This window comes from Planococcus circulans (assembly GCF_020023385.1).
Classification (GTDB): domain Bacteria; phylum Bacillota; class Bacilli; order Bacillales_A; family Planococcaceae; genus Planococcus.
Genome location: NZ_JAIQCL010000001.1, coordinates 864,837 through 880,384, shown reverse-complemented (window position 1 = coordinate 880,384; position 15,548 = coordinate 864,837). Strand labels below are relative to the sequence as shown.

The following is a 15,548-nucleotide window of genomic DNA, read 5'->3' as shown; positions in this document are numbered from 1 at the left end:
TTAGATACTTCATGTAGAGACCGCAATTGATCATGTAGAAAACAAAAATTTTCATGTAAGAATCAGAAAGTCATGTAAAGAGTCGAAAACTTCATGTAGAGATCGCAATTGGTCATGTAGAAAACAAAAAGCTTCATGTAAGAATCAGAAAGTCATGTAGAGAGTTAGATACTTCATGTAGAGATCGCAATTGATCATGTAGAAAACAAAAATCTTCACGTAGGAATCAAGAAGTCATGTATAGAGTCGAAAACTTCATGTAGGGACTTCATCTATTCATGTAGCCAAAAAATAACTTCATCTTGAAACCCCACACCCAAACTATTTCTTCACAAATCCCCCCATTCCTCGTGTACAATCAAACTATTAAAGTGAATTTCTCATACAAAGGAGACAATTGCATGGATATCGAACAGCAAATACGTGAATACTTCAATCATTTCCATACGCATCCTGAAGTCAGCTGGAAAGAGGTGGAGACCACCAAGAAACTGGCGGCGATCATGACTGAGCTGGGTGTAGGATACCATACGTTTCCGGATGTCACAGGGTTGATTGCGGAAATCGGCAACGGGCCGGAAGTGGTGGCGATTCGAGCGGATATTGACGCGCTTTGGCAGGAAGTGGACGGCAAACTCCAGGCCAATCATTCTTGCGGACACGATGCCAATATGGCGATGGTGCTTGGGGCACTTCTGCACTTGAAAGACGAAACCTTGACGAAGCGGGTCCGTTTTATTTTTCAGCCGGCGGAAGAACTCGGAAATGGTTCGCTGTCGATGATCGAGCGGGGTGCAATCGACGGGGTCTCACATTTATACGGCGTACATTTGCGGCCGATCGAGGAATTGCCGTTTGGCCAAGTGGCGCCTGCGCTTCATCATGGATCCGGCATCTTCTTGAGAGGGAAAATCACCGGTGTGGATGCACACGGCGCTCGACCACATCAAGGCAAGAATGCCATCGATGTCCTTGCAGCGATTCATCAATTTGTGAAATCGATTTATTTTTCACCGTTTGAATCGTACTCGGCGAAACTCACGCATATCCAGACGGGCGGCGACAGTTTGAACATCATTCCGGGAAGCGCTCATTTTGCCATGGATGTCCGCTCCCAATCGAATGGACTCATGAAAGAACTTCAGCAAAAAATCGCTGACGGTTTGGAGGCGATCGCTAAGCTGCACGATGTCGGGATTTCCTATGAGTGGACAGATTACACGCCAGCTGCGGAAGTTTCCGAAACAGCGATGCAGATTGCAGACGCTGCCATTCGGCAAACCTTGGGGGACGAAGCGACAGCTCCACCGGTCCATACGACAGGTGCGGACGATTTTCATTTCTACACCATCAAAAAGTCGGAACTGCATGCAGCCATGATCGGCATCGGAGCGGATCTCACACCTGGGCTCCACCATCCGGATATGCGCTTTAACCACGAAGCCCTTGCAATTGGCGCACGTGTTTTGGCAAATATAGTAAGGCAATAAACCGAAGTAAAACAAAAGTAGTAGTTTTTTTAAAATAAAGGATAGAAAAGGGGTGAAAAAGGGTATAGGTAAAAATATAGTGAAAAAATGTATTTGAGAGTTCTCGAATAGGGAGGAGGGCATATGAAAAAGCCGATTATTTCTGCACTTATCGTATTATTATTTTTATTTTCGACATCACCGGTTCAAGCCCATCATTTCCCGGACTTATCTAAATACCATTTTGCCTATTACTCGATCCATAACTTATCCAAGGCTGGAATTTTAAACGGTTACAGCAATGGCAAATTTGGTCCTAATGACAATGTAACGAGAGCGCAGGCAGCCTTGATCCTCGCGAAAACGCTGAAACTGGATTTGGATACCGCATTCAAGCCGAAGTTCACGGATGTTCCAACCAACCACTATGCTTATAAGGAAATTGCGGCCTTAACTGAGAAAGGTGTATTCGCGGACGTCAAAAAGTTCAATCCGGCGAGTCCTTTGCCAAGATCGCAGATGGCAAAAATCATCATCGAAGGTTTCGATATTGTCGTAGACAATAACCATGAAATCAATTTCAAGGATGTCCCTTCAACTTATTGGGCACATTCCTATATCGTGACGATGGCCGAAGTCAATATTACAAGAGGCGTGACGACCTCTACTTTTCAGCCGGAGACATTGGTGACGCGTGCTCAGCTGGCAGCATTTATCGAACGTTCCATGCAATTTGCAGAACGGGTAAAAACAAAAACTGTCACATATGACAGTGGCAGTAAAATCTATTCGGGAGTAACTTCAGTAGCCTATGACACCATCGCCTTAGTCAACGAAAAAAGACAGGCGGCAGGTGTAGGAAAAGTTCTGGAAGATCCTGAACTGTCGAAAATTGCACAGTTGAAGGCGGAAGATATGGCTCGAAATAATTATTTTGACCATACCTCACCTACGTATGGGCTTCCATGGGAAATGGCTGTCGATTTAGGTTATCCGACAAACCAGGTAGGGGAAAACCTAGCGAGCGGGTATATAACCGCGGACGAAACAGTTATGGCCTGGATGGAATCCCCAGGACATAAAGACAACCTATTGTTGAAATCGTATACGGTGATCGGCGTTGGTTATATGGAAGATTCAGATGGATTTCCTTATTGGGTGCATATGTACGCCATTCGATAACCAAAGAAATGCATGTTTCCAAAGAATTTCCCGGGAAATAACTTAAAATACTAACAATTCTACTATAGGCCAAACACATGCTATCATTAAGTTGAGCCGATATCCGAGACCCTCTTTTACTAGAGGGTCTCATTTTTATATGGCTTGAACGGCCAATAGAGGTTGCGCTTACCTAAGCGGAAAATCGACCGCCTGCAACTGCACGTTTAGACTGGGCAGGCAGGATACCGGATACATAGGCGCTTTTTACCTATGTTCTGCCTTTTCTCAGTGGAATATCCCGCTGAGCGAAGCTTTTCTTTATATCCATTGAAAAGAACGTTTCTTTCCAATGGATACAGGGTATTGTAGATAAGTTTACTAAAAAGGGGAGAAATTGAATGGATGCTTTTTTAGATGGGGTTACGTGGTTCGTCGATAACGTCAACACGTTGCTCTGGACATACATATTAATTGCACTTTTGATGGGCCTTGGCCTGTACTTTACTATTCGCACCAAATTCGTCCAAGTTCGCTTGTTCGGCGAAATGTTCCGCGTCATCACGGAGAAGAAGGACGGCGATAGCGGCGTATCCGCTTTCCAGGCATTCACGATCTCAACCGCATCACGTGTCGGAACCGGCAATATCACAGGTGTCGCATTAGCAATCGCCATCGGTGGTCCGGGAGCAGTCTTTTGGATGTGGATGGTGGCTATCATCGGCATGGCTACCGCTTTCATTGAAAGCACATTGGCGCAGGTCTATAAAGTCCGTGACGGCGAGCAATTCCGCGGCGGTCCGGCCTATTACATGGAAAAAGCGCTGGGCAACCGTAAACTTGGTATTGTCTTCGCGATTCTATTGACACTCGCGTTCGGCTTTATCTTCAATTCTGTCCAATCCAATACCATTGCGCAATCGTTCGAGGATGTTTTCAATATTCCTGATTGGTCGGTTGGTCTTGGGCTGGTACTATTAACAGCTGTCATCATATTCGGCGGTGTTAAACGCATCGCACGTGTTACGCAAGTCGTCGTACCGATTATGGCAACGATCTACATTTTTGTTGCATTGTATATCGTCATCATAAACTTTACGGAAATTCCTGCCGTTTTCACCCTGATCATCCAAAGTGCATTCGGTTTGGAAGAAGCGGTAGGCGGCGGTATTGGTGCCGCCATTATGCAAGGTGTCCGCCGGGGCTTGTTCTCCAACGAAGCGGGTATGGGTTCTGTACCGAACGCAGCAGCTTCTGCTAACGTTTCGCATCCTGCGAAGCAGGGGCTTGTGCAGAGTTTGGGCGTTTTCTTTGACACCATTGTCATCTGTTCGGCAACTGCTTTCATCATTATCTTGGCAGACCTGTATTCAAACGGCGAACAGGAAGGGATCCTGCTGACGCAGGCATCATTGAATGTTCACTTAGGCAGCTGGGCGCCTTATTTCCTGGCGATTGCCATCCTGTTCTTTGCGTTCAGTTCGATCATCGGTAACTACTACTACGGTGAAACGAACATCGAATTCATCAACGCCCACAGCGGTTGGCTGACTGCTTACCGTTTCGGCGTATTGGCGATGGTGATGTTCGGTGCATTGGCACAGGTTCAATTGGTCTGGAACATGGCCGATCTGTTCATGGGCTTCATGGCTGTACTCAACCTCGTAGTCATCGCCTTGCTCGGAAAAATCGCCTTCAAGGTGCTGGATGATTACACAGGCCAGCGCAAAGCCGGAAAGAATCCGGAGTTCTTTGCAAAAAATATCCCTGGCCTGAAGAACACTGAATGCTGGGGCGACGAAGAAAGCCGCCACGAATAAGGTATCCACCCCCTTTTGCTTAGCGGCAAAAGGGTTTTTTTATGTTCATTTCTTGAGTCGCACCAATTTCTAAAAAAAATGAAGACTCTCTTCTCCAGCAATCTTACTTCATCAGTTGGAGAAGAGGAGAATGAGTGGGTTTGAGCGTTATTTCCGCTGTTTAATGGGAAAGAAACAGATGAACTATTCAGCACAGAAATACATTGTAAGAATAATGCGTTTTTTGTGTAAATTGTATGGAAGGACCAGGTTTAATTTGGTAAAGTAAAGGAGCAATGAGAAACATAATCCTTAAGGAGGAAAGAGCACATGACAAATGTCCTGCAAAACAAGAAATTCATCGCTTCGGCAATCGCTGTAACTATGGTGGCTTCCGCAGTTTCAACCGTATCTGCTGATGCGGCGAAATTTGAAGATGTTTCCGACCGTTACGTGAAAGCGGTTAATTTTTTGGTTGAAAACGGCATTACGAATGGTATTTCTGAAACACATTACGGTACGGCTGACAATATTAAGAGACAGGATGCAGCTGTGATGATTGCCCGCGCAATAGGATTCAATTCAAGCCAGGATTTTAAAGATTCAGGATTCACTGATGTTCCGGCTTCCGCTAAATGGGCTGTAGATGCTTTGGTACAGGCTGGAATTGTCCACGGCAAGACGGAGAAACGTTTCGGTGCCACTGATTTACTGACACGGAATGAGCTTTCCAAACTTTTGGCAAGTGCGGCCAAATATGATATAGACGACAAAGTGACAAAAACACAGTTTACAGATGTGAATGCGAAATTCGCAAAATATGTAGACGCGTTGCTTAAAAATGGCATTACAGTCGGGAAGACGGAAAAACAATTTGGTGCTGAACAAAACCTGACACGTGGAGAAATGGCTTTATTCATTTTCCGTGCTAAAGACGATTTGAAGAATGAGTTGTTCTCGATGTCATTGATGCATACAAATGATACGCATGCGCGCCTGGATTCAGCTCCTAAAAGAGTGACGGCAGTAAAAGAGTTCCGTGAAAAAAATCCGGATGCTTTATTGCTGGATGCAGGTGATGTATTCTCGGGAACATTGTATTTCAACGAATTTACTGGAGAACCAGACGTGAAAATGATGAATTTGATGAAGTACGATGCGATGACCTTCGGAAATCACGAATTTGATCTGGGTTCTTCTGAAGAAGGGCATCAGGCGCTGAAAGAATTTGTCCAAGCGGCAGAATTCCCGTTTGTAGCTGCGAACGTTGATTTCTCAAACGATCCGCTATTTGACGGGTTGTTCCAGACGAAGATTCCGGCAGAGGCTGCCTCAGGCAATATCTACTCAGGAATCGTGAAGGAAATCGATGGCGAGAAAGTTGGGATTTTCGGACTCACAACGAAGGATACTGCAGACATTTCCAGTCCTGGAGAAATCACGTTTTCTGATTATATTGCAGAAGCGAAGCAAATGGTCGCTGAATTTGAAGGAATGGGAATCGATAAAGTCATAGCCCTTACCCATATCGGCTTTGATGATAATGCTGCAATCGATAACGATCAGGAATTGGCGAAAGCGGTTGAAGGCATCGACGTTATCGTGGGTGGCCACACGCATACAGAACTTTCTGATCCAGTTTTGGTAAATGAGTTTGACGCCCCGACCATCATTGTCCAAACAGGACAGTATGGCGATAACCTGGGAACATTGAATGTGGAATTCGATGATCAAGGGGAAGTCTACGCATACGCGGGTGAGCTGGTCGAAATTGATGCGCAAGCCGAAGATGCAGAAGCTGTAGAAATTCTGGAGCCTTATGCAACAAGAGTGAAGGAAATTGAAGAAGAAGAGACAACAGCTGTTGCTGTGGAGCCGCTTTTAAATCCGCGTACAGGTGATACAGGCAACACAACTGGAGTGAGTGTTCGCAAAAATGAAACCCCATTAGGCAATATCATCACAGATGGCATGCTTGCAAAAGCAAGAGACTATAGCCCGGAAACAGTGATGGCTTTCCAAAATGGCGGCGGAATCCGTTCAGCTATTGATGCGGGGCCAATCACAGTGGGAGAAATCATTGCTGTTTTGCCGTTTGGCAACACATTGGCGACTATGGACTTGACTGGTACTGAAATTAAACAGGCATTTGAAATCAGTGTCGGCCAATATCCAAACGAAAATGGCGGTTTCCTGCACGTCTCTGGAGCTGAAATTCAATTTGATGCTACAAAACCTGCAGGCTCGCGAATTGTATCCATTACATTTGTAGATGAAGCTGGAACTGAAACGCCTCTAGTAGAATCAGAGACATATAAAGTGGCAACAAATGCTTTTACCGCTAAAGGCGGAGACGGTTATGATGTTCTGGCTCAGGCATACGCTGAAGGCCGTGCCATTGATTTGGGAATTTCGGATTGGATCAATTTCCAGGAAGAACTGGAGCGGATCGGCCAAGTGACACCGGAAGTTGAAGGGCGCATCGTTGAAGTGAACACGCCTCAATAACTTCACAGCTTCATAAATTTAAAAAAAGCTCCGCCCTCTTTTGGGGGCGGAGCTTTTTTGCGTGGGTCTTTATGTGGAGAAAGAAATCTTGAGATCTTATAGAACATGCGCTTATTGCTGCACAGATGGGGTGTTTAGCAGGGGGCGGTTTTCCTTAAAATATAAGCGAAATACCTAGTTTTTACATTAATTTGTAAAGAAAAAATCCATGAAAAAATATTAACAAAATCCAAAACACTAACGTATAGTGAAGAAAAAACGGAAGACTTTAGACTCATTACTATAGAAAAATCTGATTCCAAATAATCACAAATAGGTTAAAAGTTACATAGAATTTACTGAAGGTATGGTTTAAAGTATGGATTAACAATAATATTTAGGGGGCAAATAAGTTTGAAAAAGTGGATAATATTACTATGTATAGCATTGATTTCTTCAGTGATAGTTCCTATGAGCCATGTGAATGCAAATACCAGTTTTAAGGATGTCGGTGCCAGTCACCGAGCCGCAGCGGAAATTGCTTATCTAGTGAACAAGAACATCATCAATGGGGTTACGTCCACCCAGTTTGTTCCTGATAGAGAAGTGACAAGAGGAGAAGCTGCTGCCATGCTGGGCAGATCATTGGGGTTGAATGGCGAAAAACGCGCAACTAGCTTCAAAGATGTTGCAGCTGGAAATATGGCTTCAGGCTATATAGTAGAACTTGTCAATAAGAAAGTCATCAGCGGATATGGAGACGGTACGTTCCGTCCTAACGCAAAACTAGATCGTGGCGAAATGGCCATTTTGATCAACCGTGCTTATAACTTAGGGGGTACGAATTCTTCAGACTCTGCTAAAATTCTGATGGATAAAGGCATTGCACAAGGGATGGCTGATGGAAGCTTCGGAGGCAATGTAACGATTATCCGTTCTGATTTCGCCGTATTCCTGGCTAGAACCATCAATGCTGATTTTCGTGTCAAAACCGGAGATACATCCATCTTTAAAACAACGCAATATGTAAGCGTAGGTTCAAGTACATTGAACATCCGCTCAAAACCGCAAGTCGTCAATTCGCCTTCTAACGTCATCGGCAAGCTTAGCCACGGCCAAATGGTCAGTGTTGCAAGCTACACGGGCAACTGGGCATACATTAAAGCCGGAAACTTGATCGGCTATGTCGATAAATCCTATTTGAAATCTGCAAAACCGGCGGCAGTACTGCCAGCTCCACCTCCAGCTGCCGGAAAAGATCTTACAATCATCATTGATCCAGGACATGGCGGAACAGATCCAGGAGCCAGTGGTTTTGGGTTCCTTGAAAAAAATGTCGCTTTAAATGTCAGTAATCACATGAAGTCTTATTTTGATAAGACGCCGATTCAAGTCGTAATGACGCGTACTGGAGACACTTATCCAAGCTTGACGCAACGTGCGGAATTTGCGAAAAAATATGGTGGTGACATATTTGTCAGTGTTCATACCAATGCGTTCAACAAATCGGCCAATGGCCAAGAGTCATTCTATTATGGTTCAACTTCTGCGACCAATCCTTATGTAACTCAATCAAAAGTGTTGTCCATCTATATGCAAGCACGTATGCAGGAAGCTTGGCCACTTGTTAATCGTGGAGTGAAACAAGGAAACCTGGCAGTTCTTCGCCAAAACACTGTACCTGCAACGCTTATTGAAATGGGCTTTATCGACAGCGATGTCGATATTAAGTACATCCGTTCTGATGCGCATCGCAAGAATATGGGAAGAGCCCTTTACCTGGCAAGCCTTGACTTCTACTATCATTACCATGGCCGCACTGATTTGGGCCAGTATTACAGCGTAGCTGATTCTTCACCAAGTAAACGACTGCATTAATCGTCCAGATCCATCCGTGCAGCTCGATCTTTCCTTGCCAAAAACTCCACTGCCCAATGTGGCGCGGTGGAGTTTTTGTTTTCAAAGCAAAATAAAACCTAAACTCGATAAATTTACTTCAAAAAATTTACTGCAAAATGATTAGTAAGACGGGGTTCTAAAAGACCTTATATATCCTCTTATTGGTATAAATAAACAAAAAAATGAAACTTGTTACATAAATGTAATGCAAATGTAACAATAACTGTTAGAATTGTCTGCTAAAATCAAAAATAGATTAAGAATACAAAAAAACATGATTCAGTGCCTGATCAGCATTTTGGGTCCAAAAAACAATAAGAGGTGACAAATTGAAGAATCGCATATTGCTCATAATGATGATGGTACTATTATTCTCAGTAATCAGTCCTTTTACAGCCACTGAAACTAAGGCAGCAGCACCAGACGACATTGCCAGTTATGCTCTTAAATTTAAAGGCACACCTTACAAATTTGGTGGAACCACTACAGCAGGATTTGATTGTTCAGGCTACATCCTACACGTATTCAAGAACTTCGATATTTCATTGCCAAGAACGTCAGCCGAACAATTTAATGTCGGGACCAGCGTTTCGAAAAGCAATCTTCAAAAAGGTGATTTAGTATTCTTTGCCGATACATATAAGCCAGGAATTTCCCATACAGGAATTTACTTGGGGGATGGCGATGTGATCTCAGCGGAAAGTAAAGGTGTGGCAATTTCAAACATCAACACCAATCCTTACTGGGGCCCGAAATACGCAGGAGCTAAACGGTTAAGTGGAGTTAAAAGTGTTACTGCACCAATTCAAGCCTCACTGCCTCCGGTCACAAATGGCAACTTCGTAGATGTGGCTTCATCACATCCAGCATATGAAGCGATTAAATCGTTGAATGTTTCAGGAATCATCAACGGTTTCGAAAAACAGGATTTCCGTCCAAACGAATCCATCACTCGCGGACAAGCGGCTGCAATGGTCAACCGCGTACTGGAGCTGCAACCATCAGGTGCTGTCAACTTCAGTGATGTATCCACATCACATCGATTCGCTAAAGACATAGCGGCGATGAATGAATCCGGTATTATTCTCGGATACACAAACGGTGCATACGGAGTAGACGATACTTTAACAAAAACACAATTAGCTGTCATTCTCGAGCGGGCATTTAAAATGTCTGAGTCGACTCAAGCGCAAGCTAAAACTTCATCTGTTAAATACCTGGATATTCCATCAACATTCTGGGCGCACAAACACATCGTTACGTTAAAGGCGATTGATCAGACAACAGTCTTCCAAACATCAAGATATTACGAAACGAAAAATGCAAATCGTTCAGAATTTGCAGCAGCTTTATACAGTTCAATGATGGTTAAATAAATATCAAGAAGAACAGGGCCTTCCGGTATCATATGGGAGGTCCTTTTTTGATGCAATACGTAGGTATAAAGTTATGGTTTGAAAGTCTATTTTTAAATGCGGTTACAAAGAATTAGGCACAAGGAGCGTATTTTAAAGTATTCCCATATTTACCTTCTTTAAAACATATTTTTACTATAAACTGTTTATAAAAGAGTATTTTATTGGTAACTAATGAACTTTTAGGCTGATAAAGAGAAGAAAGAATACCTATATTGCACAAGCCAATCAATCAGAACTTACAGGGGGCCCACATGAAGACAATCACTCGGTTAGCAGTTATCATTTTATTAATTTCCGGAATTTTCGGTTTTGCATCAACCAGCCAGGCGACCGATATCGTACCCGGCAGCGCGTTGGAAAAAGAAATGAAAGAAATGGTGGAAAGAGGGATTTTATCGGGTTACAAGGATGGCTCGTATAAACCGACAGCCAGTGTGACACGCGAGCAATTCGCTGCATTCATCAACCGTGCATTGAATTTGCCGGCGGGGATCCATCCGTTTAAGGACGTACCAAAAAACTCCAGCCTTTCAAATGAAATCGGTGCTGCCTACAGTGCCGGACTAATGGTCGGAGTTACAGAAAGTACATTCCGTCCGACTGCCAATATCACACGTGAGCAAATGGCCCAAACCTTGAAAAATGTGTTGGCGTACCAAGAGATGGAATTAGTGGAAGAGCGCATTGAATTTTCGGATGCTGATAACTTTGTTTCTTCTGGTGGAATTCGTGCCGTATTCAATATCGTCCACTACGGCATTACGGAAGGGATTCCGGATGGCAAAGGCGGATTGAAATACGGACCGAAAGACATCGCCAGCCGTGAACAGGCAGCAGCTTTCATCTATCGCTTCCTTCTGGCTCATGAAGAAGCCAGTGCACCACCGATTCTCCCGGATGTACCGAATGACGGATCAGCCTATTACCTAGGCTATGTCGACAATGGCGTACTGGTGAAACAGCAATACGGCCACAAGGAGTATCAGTTGGCTGCAGAATCATTCAAGAATGTTCCGACTGCCCAAGCGATCTTTAAAGGGGATGAAATTATCCGGATTAAGAGCGGACTCGCTTATGGAAATCGTGTCTCAGGAAGCGGCGTAAAAGAAGTAACGACCATCTATTATGATTCCCAGTTCACCAAACAAGCCACATACATCGAGCATGGCAGAGAGCTCCGCTATATCGATGCCAATGCGGAATTTGTCAAAGTACAAGTGGGCGGAACAATCGGCTTTGCCAAACACAGCGAAGTGGATTTTGTTCCTTCTGAATTGATCACGAGCCGTGATTATTACTTGAAAAATCAGTGGGGCACTTTAGAGCATCATCAATACAATTACGTCACCAAAACCCGTGCCAGCCATTCAATCGGGCCAGCACCGTCAGAAATGGCGACGGGAGTGAAATACTATAGTAAAGATGGCGTCCATTTTGCAAACGAAGCGGGAGTCACCCAGTTTGTCCATTACCCTTATTTCCAGTATCAATCGGTTCGGACCAAAACCAATTATACGGCTGCTCAACTGGATCAATTCGTCATGAACAGATTAAAAGGGGTGACCACCTCATCCGGAACATACAAAGATGCTGTAACGAGATCAAAACTGATCGGCAAAGGCAAATACTTCATCGAAATGCAGAACAAATATAATATCAATGCCCTGTTCATGTTAGCGGCAGCAATGCACGAAAGTGCTTATGGCATGAGCGCCAATGCACAAACCAAAAATAATCTTTTTGGAATCCGAGTCTTTGATGGATCGCCTCACGAAGGCACCGTCTATTCGCAGCCTGAAGGCAGCATTGATGCTTTCGCCCGTGAATACATGAACCGCAATTATGCGAATCCACTTGGCGGATACGCAAATGGCGCAAGTCCAGGCAACAAGACCACTGGGTTTAATGTCAGTTATGCATCAGATCCGACATGGGGCGCTAAAGTAGCCGGGCACATGTTCCGCGCTGACTTGGAGTTAGGCAAAAAAGACATCGGCCAGCATAAATTGGGAATCACCAATACCGCTTCCACCAATGTCAGAAACGCACCAAACGGCCCAACCGTGCTGTATCAATTCAAACGCTCGGAACTTGGCGTCAACAACGCCTTCGGTTACCCGGTCGTCATCTTAGGCTCTCAACAAGCAAGCGACGGCTACATCTGGTACCAGGTCATCTCCGACTTGAACCCGGACACTGACACCAATAAAGGCGTCGGATGGATCCGTTCAGATCTGGTTGATGAAATCAATTAATAACGAATAGCAAGAAAACAAAAGACGTTTCGGAGCTTATCCGAAACGTCTTTTTTTAGCTTGTTTAGATATAGAAGGGGGGAAGAAATCGCTTCAGAAGGACGCTTTCCTGCGGGCTTGCGCCGAACTAACTCGTGCTAAACGCCCGAGTGGATTTCGGCACTTCGCTGTCCCGCTGGAGTCGCCGTCTTCCGCGTTTTCTTCTAGACGTCTTCTTGTAGTAGGGAGTGTGAAGTGTTTGGAGTAGGTTTCTACAAGGAGGAGAGGGGTGAGAGTGGGCAATATTATTCTTATGCTTTCCATGTAAAAAAGTAGGCATCCTGGATGAGGGGAGCAGAATGTTCACTTTTTTGAACTATCCATTGTTGTTCGCTATCTATTAAGTACATAATAGATAGCGAACATAGCAGCAGGTGGAAGCTTGCCTGCTGTCTATCCTAGTAACTTTCAAATGTTGGATTCTTAGCTAAATAGTTAAGGCGGCTACCTAAACTTTTCACGCCCCTACCTGAACTTCTCATTCTCTATCTGCATTCACGAATTTCTCAAAGTGCACCCATCCGAATGGAAGCGGTTCGCAGGCGAACCGCCACTGAAAAGAATTTACACAAAGAAAAAAAAGGGCTCACGTAGAAACGTGAACCCTTCTGCTTATAACTTTGCTTACTTACATAGAAGCATTTCATAATTCAAGATTACAAAGCGAAGGCGCGTGCACCACCGCTGCCGAGCGTTTCCAGACCCCCACTCCACCTACCACCAACCAGAAAAGTAGGCTGCTGCGTATGAAAAAACACCCAGCGCCGGCGCGTCACAGGAGGGGACGGAGCGATAAGACTGGCAAGCGAAGCGCTAGCCTGGCTTATCGCGGGAGTCCTCTCCCAAGCGTCCGAAGCGACTCTAGAATCATTGGAAACTTTCATCAATCACCAAGTGAAGGCGCGTGCACCACCGCTGCTGAGCGTTTCCAGAACCTCACTCCACCTACCATCAAACAAAAAGCAGGTTGCTGCGTATGAAGAAAAACCAAGCGCCGGCGCGTCACAGGAGGGGACGGAGCCATAAGACTGGCAAGCGAAGCGATGCCCGGCTTATGGCGGGAGTCCTCTCCCAAGCGTCCGAAGCGATTGATAGAGTCCACTAAAAAACACCACTCACAGAATCATTCAGATCTATTCCATTCACCAAGCGAAGGCGCGTGCCCCACCGCTGCCGAGCGTTTCCGGAACCCCACTCCACCTACCACCAAACAAAAAGTAGGTTGCTTCGTATGAAGAAACACCCAGCGCCGGCGCGTCACAGGAGGGGACGGAGCCATAAGACTGGCAAGCAAAGCGCTGCCCGGCTTATGGCGGGAGTCCTCTCCAAAGCGTCCGAAGCGACTGATAGAACCCACAAAAAACATCAGCACTCTCAGAATCATTCACCACTGCTCCGCTCTCAAAGCGTCCGAAGCGACTTCTAGAACTACTATAAAACCACAAAACCTATTCCATCAAACTAGTAACCTTCTCAATCAGCTCAATATTTTCATTCTCCAAATACCCAAGCTTCGACTCGATCATTTCATCAAAATAAACATTCCGTTCCATGCCAAGCTCCTCCAGCAGCAACTGCGTCTCCAGCAGATCCAACAACGTCAGTTGAGGATAATCGTCACCGCTGAACGTTCCATCAGGGCGCGCCTGGTACCACAAGTCTCCAGTTTCCCGGATCCAGCCGCCTTCTTCCTGATTAAACTCTTCAATGCCCACAGTCACTTGCTCAGCTGCCTCCAGATACTCGGCATCGCCAGTATCGCCGTAAGCCTGAAGCAAAATCTTCAGCCCGCCCAGCTCATGGTTCAAAGAAGCGTGGGTCAGCGGCGTACCGTCATCTTCATCAAAATAATCAACGATCAAATAACCGTTAGCTGTTGGAAGGATTTGCTCCTCTTCTACCTGGCTCAACAAATAATCAGCATAGGTTTCCACAGCCAGCCCATCCTGCTCAATTTCGTCATCATAAAGCCGGGCAGTTTCATCCAGGTAAAAAGCGACATATTCGTTATAACGGGTATCGACATAAGGCGCAGTCACTTCATAAGCGTTTTTGAGCCAGGTGCTGGTGTATTCGGTAGGCCAACGGGAACCGTCAAACTCAGCCAGGTAATACAGCAGGTTGACGCGTGAATTCAAAATCATCGTTTCGTGAAAAGCGGAAGGGTCTTTCTCATTCCAGCGCATAGCCTCGTCATCTTCAAAACGGCCGATGGCACGGCCATACCCCATTTTCGTGCTGGGTTCGATGGAGAACGGCAATTTCGTGAAAGGACCATCCGTCGTCAACCAATTCAATTGGACGGTTTGATTGTGCAGGGAATGATCGATCCATTCCTCTTCCGATTCCGTTGACGAAAAAAGCGGGCTTTCCGAAATCATCGCCCATGATTCGGCAAGATGGACCGGCCGCAGCCAAAATTCTTTCACAATAGAGTTTTCTGTAACCTCCAGGTTAGTCACTTCCTTGGAAAGTTCCCGGAGGTGGCTGCTTGTGCCGTCTTCATAGGAAGCTTGCATTTTCTTTGAAAGATAGACATTGCTTTGAAGAAGCTCAAACTCAGCGCCTTTCAATGTACCGAACGGATTGACCGTGGCGTCGACGCCGAATACGTCATGGTATTCGTGTTCCACGACAGTCGGATTCCAGCTGGTGAATTCGTGGTCTTCTAGGCCAATCATGGTCACAGTAGCAGGGAAGAACAGCCAGCTGCTATTTTCCAATCGTTCGAAAAGGAATTTAGAACCATTGCCCAAAGTCCGTTCGGTTATTTCAATAAAACCGATGGTCAAACCGAATAATTCGATGTCTGCGCGGTAGCTGACGTCCTGGGTGTTTTCCAGGGCCCGTTCGGTTTGCTCAGGAGCAGTGACGGTCAATAATGCCGGCAATTCGATGAACACATCAAATTCGTCGCCTTGGTAGATCATATAGTCTTCTTTCATCAGGATAAAAGCGGTAAATAACAGCAGCGCGGCCAGCAAAAAGATGCCGACTCCCCAAATGGCTTTCTTTAACACA

At 45.2% G+C, this 15,548-nt stretch carries 8 protein-coding genes; 7 read left to right on the top strand and 1 reads right to left on the bottom strand.

What is annotated here, in order from left to right; genetic code table 11:
* The first annotated feature begins 401 nt into the window (after window positions 1–401).
* The 7 genes from K8U60_RS04135 to K8U60_RS04105 all read left to right on the top strand — a co-directional run bounded on the left by K8U60_RS04135 (window position 402) and on the right by K8U60_RS04105 (window position 12,488).
* Window positions 402–1,490 carry an amidohydrolase gene (locus tag K8U60_RS04135; protein ID WP_223634771.1) on the top strand — a complete coding sequence of 363 codons (1,089 nt, stop codon included), beginning with the start codon at window positions 402–404 and terminating at the stop codon, window positions 1,488–1,490.
* Between the two features lie 123 nt (window positions 1,491–1,613).
* Window positions 1,614–2,651: a CAP and S-layer homology domain-containing protein gene (locus K8U60_RS04130; RefSeq protein ID WP_223634768.1), complete on the top strand. Its 1,038-nt coding sequence runs from the start codon at window positions 1,614–1,616 to the stop codon at window positions 2,649–2,651.
* A gap of 380 nt (window positions 2,652–3,031) precedes the next feature.
* A complete protein-coding gene (locus tag K8U60_RS04125) occupies window positions 3,032–4,450 on the top strand; it encodes an alanine/glycine:cation symporter family protein (RefSeq protein WP_223634765.1) in 1,419 nt (472 codons plus the stop codon).
* A 309-nt stretch (window positions 4,451–4,759) separates the two neighbouring features.
* Window positions 4,760–6,937: a 5'-nucleotidase C-terminal domain-containing protein gene (locus tag K8U60_RS04120; protein WP_223634762.1), complete on the top strand. Its 2,178-nt coding sequence runs from the start codon at window positions 4,760–4,762 to the stop codon at window positions 6,935–6,937.
* A 393-nt stretch (window positions 6,938–7,330) separates the two neighbouring features.
* The gene (locus K8U60_RS04115; protein ID WP_223634759.1) at window positions 7,331–8,794 is read left to right on the top strand and encodes an N-acetylmuramoyl-L-alanine amidase; all 1,464 of its coding nucleotides are present in this window, start codon (window positions 7,331–7,333) and stop codon (window positions 8,792–8,794) included.
* Window positions 8,795–9,144: 350 nt separating this feature from the next.
* On the top strand, window positions 9,145–10,191 hold the full coding sequence (locus K8U60_RS04110; RefSeq protein WP_223634757.1) for a C40 family peptidase: 1,047 nt from the start codon (window positions 9,145–9,147) through the stop codon (window positions 10,189–10,191).
* A 293-nt stretch (window positions 10,192–10,484) separates the two neighbouring features.
* The gene (locus K8U60_RS04105) at window positions 10,485–12,488 is read left to right on the top strand and encodes an S-layer homology domain-containing protein (protein WP_223634754.1); all 2,004 of its coding nucleotides are present in this window, start codon (window positions 10,485–10,487) and stop codon (window positions 12,486–12,488) included.
* 1,487 nt (window positions 12,489–13,975) lie between these two features.
* Here the strand turns inward: K8U60_RS04105 and K8U60_RS04100 are convergent.
* The gene (locus tag K8U60_RS04100; RefSeq protein ID WP_223634751.1) at window positions 13,976–15,547 is read right to left on the bottom strand and encodes a hypothetical protein; all 1,572 of its coding nucleotides are present in this window, start codon (window positions 15,545–15,547) and stop codon (window positions 13,976–13,978) included.
* Between the last annotated feature and the right edge of the window lies 1 nt (window position 15,548).

Coding starts and splice junctions, on each gene's coding strand:
- K8U60_RS04135 (WP_223634771.1), top strand. CDS start 402: ATGGATATCGAACAGCAAATACGTGAATACTTCAATCATTTCCATACG.
- K8U60_RS04130 (WP_223634768.1), top strand. CDS start 1,614: ATGAAAAAGCCGATTATTTCTGCACTTATCGTATTATTATTTTTATTT.
- K8U60_RS04125 (WP_223634765.1), top strand. CDS start 3,032: ATGGATGCTTTTTTAGATGGGGTTACGTGGTTCGTCGATAACGTCAAC.
- K8U60_RS04120 (WP_223634762.1), top strand. CDS start 4,760: ATGACAAATGTCCTGCAAAACAAGAAATTCATCGCTTCGGCAATCGCT.
- K8U60_RS04105 (WP_223634754.1), top strand. CDS start 10,485: ATGAAGACAATCACTCGGTTAGCAGTTATCATTTTATTAATTTCCGGA.